The 9299-nt window shown below is 42.7% G+C and carries 10 protein-coding genes; 1 reads left to right on the forward strand and 9 read right to left on the reverse strand.

Translation table 11 applies throughout. The features are described 5' to 3' along the window. The first annotated feature begins 373 nt into the window (after nucleotides 1–373). Nucleotides 374–1960: a DUF3300 domain-containing protein gene (locus tag ND16A_RS0119220; protein WP_160173507.1), complete on the forward strand. Its 1587-nt coding sequence runs from the start codon at nucleotides 374–376 to the stop codon at nucleotides 1958–1960. A gap of 99 nt (nucleotides 1961–2059) precedes the next feature. Here the strand turns inward: ND16A_RS0119220 and ND16A_RS09340 are convergent, their stop codons facing one another. From ND16A_RS09340 to ND16A_RS09300, 9 genes are all read right to left on the reverse strand, one after another. Continuing rightward, the gene (locus ND16A_RS09340) at nucleotides 2060–2485 is read right to left on the reverse strand and encodes a F0F1 ATP synthase subunit epsilon (RefSeq protein ID WP_033077609.1); all 426 of its coding nucleotides are present in this window, start codon (nucleotides 2483–2485) and stop codon (nucleotides 2060–2062) included. Between the two features lie 31 nt (nucleotides 2486–2516). Beyond that, nucleotides 2517–3902, reverse strand: coding sequence for a F0F1 ATP synthase subunit beta (gene atpD, locus ND16A_RS09335; RefSeq protein WP_033077610.1), 1386 nt, complete (start codon nucleotides 3900–3902; stop codon nucleotides 2517–2519). A 34-nt stretch (nucleotides 3903–3936) separates the two neighbouring features. Next, entirely contained in the window at nucleotides 3937–4797 is an 861-nt protein-coding gene (atpG, locus tag ND16A_RS09330) for a F0F1 ATP synthase subunit gamma (protein WP_033077611.1), read from the reverse strand. Nucleotides 4798–4821: 24 nt separating this feature from the next. After that, nucleotides 4822–6363 carry a F0F1 ATP synthase subunit alpha gene (gene atpA / locus ND16A_RS09325; protein WP_033077612.1) on the reverse strand — a complete coding sequence of 514 codons (1542 nt, stop codon included), beginning with the start codon at nucleotides 6361–6363 and terminating at the stop codon, nucleotides 4822–4824. Nucleotides 6364–6377: 14 nt separating this feature from the next. Then, nucleotides 6378–6911 (reverse strand): F0F1 ATP synthase subunit delta, encoded by a 534-nt coding sequence (atpH, locus tag ND16A_RS09320; RefSeq protein ID WP_033077613.1) that lies wholly within the window; start codon nucleotides 6909–6911, stop codon nucleotides 6378–6380. A gap of 12 nt (nucleotides 6912–6923) precedes the next feature. Then, on the reverse strand, nucleotides 6924–7394 hold the full coding sequence (gene atpF, locus ND16A_RS09315; RefSeq protein ID WP_033077614.1) for a F0F1 ATP synthase subunit B: 471 nt from the start codon (nucleotides 7392–7394) through the stop codon (nucleotides 6924–6926). 48 nt (nucleotides 7395–7442) lie between these two features. Continuing rightward, the gene (gene atpE / locus ND16A_RS09310) at nucleotides 7443–7664 is read right to left on the reverse strand and encodes a F0F1 ATP synthase subunit C (protein ID WP_089153031.1); all 222 of its coding nucleotides are present in this window, start codon (nucleotides 7662–7664) and stop codon (nucleotides 7443–7445) included. 143 nt (nucleotides 7665–7807) lie between these two features. Further along, nucleotides 7808–8635, reverse strand: a complete 828-nt coding sequence (atpB, locus tag ND16A_RS09305; RefSeq protein ID WP_033077616.1) for a F0F1 ATP synthase subunit A — start codon at nucleotides 8633–8635, stop codon at nucleotides 7808–7810. 12 nt (nucleotides 8636–8647) lie between these two features. Next, nucleotides 8648–9043, reverse strand: coding sequence for an ATP synthase subunit I (locus ND16A_RS09300; protein WP_033077617.1), 396 nt, complete (start codon nucleotides 9041–9043; stop codon nucleotides 8648–8650). Nucleotides 9044–9299 lie beyond the last annotated feature (256 nt).

The following is a 9299-nucleotide window of genomic DNA, read 5'->3' on the forward strand; positions in this document are numbered from 1 at the left end:
ACTTTGCATTCTTGCGAAAAAGATATTGAGGATAGCGTACCAGATAATGGTGAATCACAAAAAATATGATCCAAACATAGCTTTTCCAGCTTAGAAATTTGACAAAAGCTAATAACAGGCATCCCGTGCTTGCCACGGGCCCCCCTAAATTCACAACGTGCATTAAAACAGTAACTTTTGCTTCTAGTTCCTCGTTCCCAGCTCCCCATTAACTATCAACTATCTGCCTGTACCTTGTACCCCGTATCTTGTACCTTTTTATCCGTTCAGCTTACGTTCAGTTAGCTTATTTTATAATGCCGTATCGTTACAGCCATATCGCCGATTCATAGTCACTCAGGCAATAACCAAGGCAGCGTTAATGGAGCAAGTTATGAAACAATTAACAATGATAATATGTGCACTTTACTGTTTAGCTTTACCAGTAGCACAAGCAACACAAGCGCCAGCAACTACAGAGACGACAGAAGTCGTGATCCCCAGTGAAGCCGAGCTTGCACAACTACTGGCACCTATCGCTTTATATCCAGACAGTTTGCTAACTCACATCCTCATTGCTTCTACTTATCCACTGGAAGTCATTGAAGCCGAGCGTTGGCTGAAAGACAATAAAGATTTAACTCATGCTCAAATCGTCGACTTAACAATAAATAAAGACTGGGATCCCAGTGTCTTGGCCTTGTTGTCATTTCCCAATGTGCTCAGCAAAATGAGTTCAGAGCTTAACTGGACCAGAAGCCTTGGCGATGCGTTTTTAGCGGCCGAAAAGCAAGTACTGGCCAGCATTCAAACATTACGCGACCAGGCCGATGCCGCTGGTAACCTCGACAAAATGGATAATGTCATCGTCACTCGTGAAGATGACAACATCATCATTCAACCCGTGCAAAAAGAAGTGGTTTATGTGCCTTATTATGATACCCGGGTGGTCTATGGGCCATGGCATTGGGGCTATTACCCGCCGGTATATTGGTCATACTGGGGCCCACACCATAGCCCTTATTATGCCAGCGCACACTATACCAGCCATGCACCATTTTATTGGCACCCGGCGGTACACATTTCTGTAGGTTGGTGGTTTAGCAACTTCCATTGGTCAAATCATCACGTGGCAGTGTCGCATCATAATCACTCGTATTATCATCGTCATAGCCACGGTTATAAGCGTCATTCCAGTTATGGCAAGTCGTACAATAGCCATAACAGTAAGCATAAAGTCGCCAAAAGTACTGGCGGTAAACGTTGGCAGCATAACCCTGCACATCGTAAAGGTGTTGCTTATAAAAGCGATAAAATGACGAAACGCTATAGTACCGCGCAATATAAATCACAACGGCCAAGCATGCAGCAAAGTAAGCATGTGCGCAAACATGAGCGCAATGCCATCGCGAACCAAAGTTTCAATAAAAGTAAGAATAAAAGCAATAAATATACGACAAACCGTGGTCACAAAACTGGGCAAGTGAATAAGCACAGTAAGGTTAGCCGTCATCATGATCTGAAAAAGAAAATGAACAGTCAACACCAGATAAAACAAGCCAAACGCGATGGCCAAAAGCAAAATTATAAAAGCTATACCAGCAACAAAACTCGAGCAACGAAGATCAAACAGCAACGCAAGGCCGCAACAGCCAAAAAGTATTATACGACTAGCGCCAAAGCAAAAACTAAGACTTACAACACCGCAGCAAAACCGGCGAAACGAGGTTCAGTCAACACAACGAAAAGCTATGATAATAAGAGTTATGTTCCGAAAAGAAGTACACAGATTAAAACCTACAACAAGGCAGTAAAAACATCGAAACATACCAGTCGCAGCTCTAGCAAAAGTTATGCGACGAAAAGCTATAGCAACAAAAACAACAGTAAGAGCTATAAATCCAGTACGCCTAAGTCTTACAAAAGTAGATCATCGTACAGTCGGTCATCAAAAAGATCGTCTTCGCACAAAAAACGCTAACGATTCATCTATTTTTCAGCAATGTCGTTGCATACTCCGTGTATCCATGGCAAAAAAAAAGACACCCTAAGGTGTCTTTTTTTGAGAGTAGAAAGTAGTTTACTTTCTAGTTCTGTTTGCTTCCTGGATAACACGTAATTGCGCTACCGCTCTGGCTAGCTCTGCAGCAACTTCAGCGTAATCAACATCACCGGTGGCGTTGCTGATATGCTCTTCTGCACGTTGCTTGGCTTCTAAAGCAGCTTGTTCATCCAAGTCACCGCCACGTACGGCCACATCGGCCAATACTGTCACTGTGTTTGGTTGAACTTCCAACATACCGCCGGAAAGGTAAATAACCTCTTCGCCGCCATGTTGTTTAACAATACGCGCCATACCTGGTTTTAACGCAGTTAGTAATGGTGCATGACCAGGCATAATGCCCAGTTCACCTTCACTACCTGTAATTTGTAATGATTCGATGCGTCCCGAGAATAAACTCTCTTCTGCACTTACTACATCCAAATGAACCGTCATGGCTGCCATATTAGTCTCCTGTACCTATTGCTAGGCCGAATTACATGTTTTTAGCTTTTTCAGCCGCTTCGTCGATTGCACCAACCATGTAGAACGCTTGTTCTGGTAGGTCATCGTAGTCACCCGCAAGGATGCCCTGGAAGCCTGCAATAGTATCTTTTAACGATACGTATTTACCTGGTGAACCAGTGAATACTTCAGCTACGAAGAACGGTTGCGATAAGAAACGCTCAACTTTACGGGCACGGGCAACAGTTTGCTTATCTTCTTCAGAAAGCTCGTCCATACCTAAGATTGCGATGATATCTTTAAGTTCTTTGTAACGTTGTAGCGTCGATTGAACACCACGTGCAGTCTCGTAGTGCTCAGCACCAACAACTAGAGGATCTAGTTGACGAGAAGTTGAATCTAGTGGATCGATTGCCGGGTAAATACCTTGCGAAGCGATATCACGAGAAAGTACAACAGTTGCATCTAAGTGAGCAAAGGTAGTCGCAGGAGATGGATCGGTTAAATCATCCGCAGGTACGTATACCGCTTGGATTGATGTAATTGACCCTTTCTTCGTTGACGTAATACGCTCTTGAAGTACACCCATCTCTTCTGCAAGAGTTGGCTGGTAACCTACCGCTGATGGCATACGACCTAGAAGTGCAGATACTTCAGTACCCGCAAGTGTGTAACGATAGATGTTATCTACGAAAAATAGTACATCACGACCTTCGTCACGGAACTTCTCAGCCATTGTCAAACCAGTAAAGGCAACACGTAAACGGTTTCCTGGAGGCTCGTTCATTTGACCGTAAACCAACGCTACTTTATCAAGTACGTTAGATTCGCTCATTTCATGGTAGAAATCGTTACCCTCACGAGTACGCTCACCAACACCGGCGAATACAGAGTAACCACTGTGCTCGATAGCGATGTTACGGATAAGCTCCATCATGTTAACGGTTTTACCAACACCAGCACCACCGAATAAACCTACTTTACCACCCTTAGCGAATGGACAAACTAAATCGATTACTTTGATACCTGTTTCTAGTAATTCATTTGATGCCGCTTGCTCTTCGTAAGAAGGCGCTTCACGGTGAATGGTCCAACTTTCGTCAGCGCCAATGTCACCAGCTTCATCAATCGGCTCACCCAATACGTTCATGATACGACCAAGTGTTTTCACACCTACTGGTACCTGAATTGAAGAGCCTGTGTTTTCTACATTCAGACCACGACGCAAACCGTCAGATGTACCCATGGCAATAGTACGTACTACGCCACCACCTAGTTGTTGTTGTACTTCAAGTACAAGACCACCTAGATCACCTTCAGTTACTTTTAATGCGTCATATACCTGAGGTACAGCATCTTGTGGAAACTCAACGTCCACAACTGCGCCAATGATTGACACTACCTTACCTGTACTCATGTTTATTCCTCTAAACTATTAATTAAACCAATGCCTATACCGCAGCTGCGCCAGCAACAATTTCACCCAATTCTTGGGTAATGCTTGCTTGTCGAGCTTTGTTGTATATCAATTGTAAATCATCAATTAAGTCGCCGGCGTTGTCGGTTGCAGCTTTCATTGCAACCATACGCGCGGCTTGTTCACTGGCAAGGTTTTCAACCACGCCTTGATATACTTGGGATTCCACATAACGAACCAATAACTTTTCAAGCAATGCTTGTGCGTCTGGTTCGTAGATGTAATCCCAACGATGGGTAATAGCGTCATCATCTGACTTAGGCAAAGGTAACAATTGATCGATTGTTGGCTGTTGCGTCATGGTATTTACAAACTTGTTGCAAACCACAAACAACTTATCGATTTCACCGTTGTCATAAGCGTCTAACATCACCTTAACACTGCCGATAAGGTCAGTAATAGATGGTGTGTCGCCTAAACCTGATTTTTGTGCAACTACATTTGCGCCCATGCTGCCAAAGAATGTAGAGGCTTTAGAGCCCACTACAGCTAAGTCAACTTCGGCGCCTTGCTCTTGCCATTTGGCAGAATCTTTTAATACATTCTTGAACAAGTTAATGTTTAAGCCGCCACATAAACCACGGTCGGTAGAAATAACGATATAGCCTACACGCTTAACTTCACGCTCTTCCATATATGGATGGCGATATTCAAGTTGGCCGCGTGCAATGTGACCGATCACGTTTCTAATATTTTCAGCGTATGGACGAGAGGCAGCCATCAAATCTTGCGCTTTGCGCATTTTTGAGGCGGCAACCATTTCCATTGCACTGGTGATCTTCTGTGTATTTTTTACACTTCCGATCTTATTTTTTATTTCTTTACCACCGGCCATGACTATTCACTCCGAAACTATTAATTACCAGGTTTGAGTTGCTTTGAATGATTCAAGCAATTTACTCAAGCCCGCTTCGATATCTTTATCGTAGTTACCAGTTTCGTTGATGGTAGCCATAAGCTCAGCATGCTCGTTATTTGCATAGGTAAGAAGCGCTTCTTCAAAATCCGTCACTTTAGTAAGTTCAACGTCATTTAAGAAACCTTTCTCAGCTGCAAACAATGAAACACCAGTTTCAGCCACTGACATTGGGCTGTACTGTTTTTGCTTCATTAATTCAGTAACGCGTTGACCGTGCTCTAATTGTGCACGAGTAGCGTCATCTAAATCTGATGCGAATTGAGCGAAAGCCGCTAATTCAGCATATTGAGCTAATGCTAAACGGATACCACCACCAAGTTTCTTGATGATCTTAGTTTGTGCCGCACCACCAACACGAGATACCGAGATACCAGCGTTAACAGCTGGACGGATACCTGAGTTGAAAAGGTTTGATTCTAAGAAAATCTGACCATCAGTGATAGAGATTACGTTTGTCGGTACGAATGCCGATACATCACCCGCTTGCGTTTCGATGATAGGAAGAGCAGTTAAAGAACCGGTCTTGCCTTTCACTTCACCATTGGTGAATTTCTCAACGTATTCTGCGTTTACACGAGAAGCACGTTCTAGTAAGCGTGAGTGAAGATAGAAAACATCACCTGGGTAGGCTTCACGGCCTGGCGGACGACGTAATAGCAATGAGATTTGACGGTAAGCAACAGCTTGCTTAGATAAATCATCATATACGATTAGTGCATCTTCACCGCGGTCACGGAAGTATTCACCCATAGTACAACCAGAGTATGGTGCTAAGTATTGTAGAGCTGCAGCTTCAGAAGCTGAGGCAACAACAACAATAGTATTTGATAACGCGCCGTGCTCTTCTAAAGAACGTACCACGTTAGCAACTGTTGACGCTTTTTGGCCAATAGCTACATAAATACTCTTAATACCTGTGTTTTTCTGGTTAATAATTGCGTCAAGTGCGATCGCAGATTTACCAATTTGACGGTCACCAATGATTAGCTCACGCTGACCACGACCAATTGGAATCATTGAATCGATTGATTTGATACCAGTTTGCACTGGCTCATCAACAGATTTACGATCGATAACACCTGGGGCGATACGCTCAACCGGGGCATAACCATCGTTGTCGATTGGTCCTTTACCATCAATTGGCTCACCTAAGGTGTTTACTACACGACCTAAAAGGCCACGACCTACTGGTACTTCTAAAATACGGCCAGTAGATTTAACTTTTACGCCTTCGGCCAGGTCCGCGTAAGGACCCATAACTACCGCACCTACCGAATCTCGGTCTAGGTTTAACGCGATAGCAAAACGGCTGCCAGGAAGTTCGATCATCTCACCTTGCATTACATCAGCAAGGCCATGGATGCGAATGATACCATCAGTTACAGAAACGATAGTACCTTCGTTACGAGCTTCACTAACAACGTCAAATTGATCAATACGATTTTTGATCAATTCAGCGATTTCAGTGGAATTCAGTTGCATGCTCTGTTCCCCAATTAGGATTGCATTGTAGACGCTAAACGATTCAATTTACCACGAATTGAACCATCTATTACCATGTCGCCAGCCTTGATAACAAGACCAGAAACAACAGTGCTGTCTACTGTGCAATTAAGCTTAACTTTACGAGCCAAACGCTGTTCAAGCGCGGCGCTCAATGTAGTAACTTGTGCTGCGGTTAAATCCACCGCAGAAGTTACGTCGACAGATATTTCTTTCTCAAATTCCGCTTTTAATTCAACGAATTGAGAAACTATCTGTGGTAGCACCGACAAACGTCCGTTTTCAGCCAATACTTTAATAAAGTTCTGACCTTTGTCGTTGAGCTGTTCGCCACAAACGTTGATGAACAAGTCTTTCACTTGTTCAGTACCCATGCCACCTGAAAGGTAACTGGCAACGGTTTCGTTTTGACTAACTTCGGCGGCAAACACTAGCATTTCTAACCAAGTGTCTACTGCTTTTGCTTCAACGGCATATTCGAACGCTGCTTTAGCATAAGGACGAGCAACGGTTGTCAATTCAGACATAGCTCATTCCCCTTAAAGTTCAGCGACTAGTTTATCTAAGATGTCGCTATGTGTAGCGGCATCAATAGAGCGTTCAAGAATTTTCTCGGCACCAACAACGGCAAGAACAGCAACTTGACTGCGTAGTTCTTCACGTGCACGGTTACGCTCTGATTCAATTTCTGCTTGACCTGAAGCGATAATTTTTTCGCGTTCAGTTTGGGCCTTGCCGGCAGCTTCTTCAATAATTTGAGTTTCGCGTTTTTTCGCGGCATCAACAATTTCAGCAGCTTGCGCTTTCGCTTCTTTTAATTGTGCTTTCGCATTGTCTTGAGCAAGCTCAAGATCTTTGGCAGCACGTTCTGAAGCGGCAAGTCCGTCAGCAATAGTCTTTTGTCTGTCTTCGATAGCAGCCATAATTGGCGGCCATACAAATTTCATACAAAAGATAACAAATACGATAAATGCAATTGATTCACCCAGTAAGGTAGCATTAAGATTCATATTCGTTTCTCCTATTATCTAATTAATTCGCAAGGGTTAAAGTATTACTTATGCACCAACAGCGAATAGTAGATATAGACCAATACCAACACCGATCATCGCGATCGCATCGATAAGACCAGCTACGATGAACATTTTTACTTGTAGTTGTGGTGCTAATTCAGGTTGACGAGCAGCCGATTCTAAGAATTTGCCACCAAGTAGACCGAAACCAATCGCAGTACCTAGGGCACCTAAACCGATTAGTAGAGCAACAGCAATATATAACATGTATATCTCCAGTTATTTTTTAGTTAGTTAAAGTTAAAGTTTAAATATTTAATAAAATTAAATTTTGTACATTAGGCATCCTGCCCAAAGCCCTTGCGGGTGACTTCCTGTCGTTCCAATAGTTGTTAAGTATTTAACAACTACTAGTGATCTTCGTGCGCTAAGCTTAAATACACGATGGTCAACATCATGAAGATAAACGCCTGAAGAGGAATTACTAATAAATGGAACGCCGCCCATAAAAAGTGTACCGGCAATTGGGCAATACCAATTGTCGCGATCAAAATAAAGATCAACTCAGCCGCGTATAAGTTACCGAATAAACGCAGGGCCAGTGATACCGGACGCGCGAGCAGGGTGACAGATTCCAGGATAAAGTTTACTGGAATAAAGGCCCAGTGGTTAAACGGTTGCAGTGTTAGCTCTTTAATGAAGCCACTAAACCCTTTTATTTTGATAGAGTAGAAAATGATTAACGCAAATACACCAAGTGACATTGCAAAGGTCATATTCATATCCGTGGTAGGTACTGATTTAATGTATACGTCATGTGGATCCATGCCTAATGCATGTTGACCAATTAAACCTGCGACTGTTGGTATCCAGTCAACCGGTATCCAGTCCATCATGTTCATCAACAAAATCCATACAAAAATTGTCAGTGAAAGTGGCGCGATAAGCTTGTTTTTGCCGTGAAAGGTTTCTTTCACACTCGTATCGACAAAGCCAACTATCATCTCAACGACACATTGCCATTTGCCCGGGACACCAGTCGTTGCTTTTTTTGCAACCGAACGGAACGAAAGTAGAAATATCAAACCGAGAACAATTGACCAACCCAATGTGTCGACATGCAAGGTCCAAAAACCTGCATCAGCACATGCTTTGTTAAAAGCAACGCCGCTGTCTGTCATACACATTTGCGCGTTAGTCAAATGGTGATTGATATAAGAGCCTGTATCTGCAGCCATCTTAGATCCTAATTATTGTTGATTAAAGTTAAAGTTTTTAACAATACCTGCCAAAAACGGCGCAAACATTGTTAAGGAATATGTTGTAAAAAAGGCTATCGGCGTCAAATCGAGAAATTTAAAACACAATACAAATAAAATTGCCGTTAGTACCATTTTTAATTTTACGCCCTTGTAAAACGAGTCCACAACTTGTTGTGAGGCGCGAGCTCCGGCAAATTTAAATGCCTTATGAGCAAATACATAGTTAGGAATTATACTCACCGCACCACCAGCTAACGCTGATTGGGCCGCCGTTAATCCCCAACAAAAATAAACTGTTGCTGTACTTAGAAGGATAACAAGCAACTGCATTAACAGTTGTAACCTTGCGTATTTTTTCCCCGGTTTTGTTAAAATATTTGCCACCGGTAACTCCTAATAAATGCTATAAATCACCTGCTTTTGTAAGCAAATATTTTATTTATAGCCAAACGCTGCGCAAGTATACTGATTTACAGCTTTTTTGCAACTTTTAAGGCTAGTACTTTTGGCTAACGAATTGACTCAAATTAAAGGTAACCCTAGCGATTTAGCAATAAGCTGAAAAACATATCGTTGACTCATAATTAATGTAACCCTGTTCAGGAGCATTAATTATGCAGCTTAAAGAACGCAGAAGTTA

Source organism: Thalassotalea sp. ND16A, assembly GCF_000764205.1.
Taxonomy (GTDB): domain Bacteria; phylum Pseudomonadota; class Gammaproteobacteria; order Enterobacterales; family Alteromonadaceae; genus Thalassotalea_A.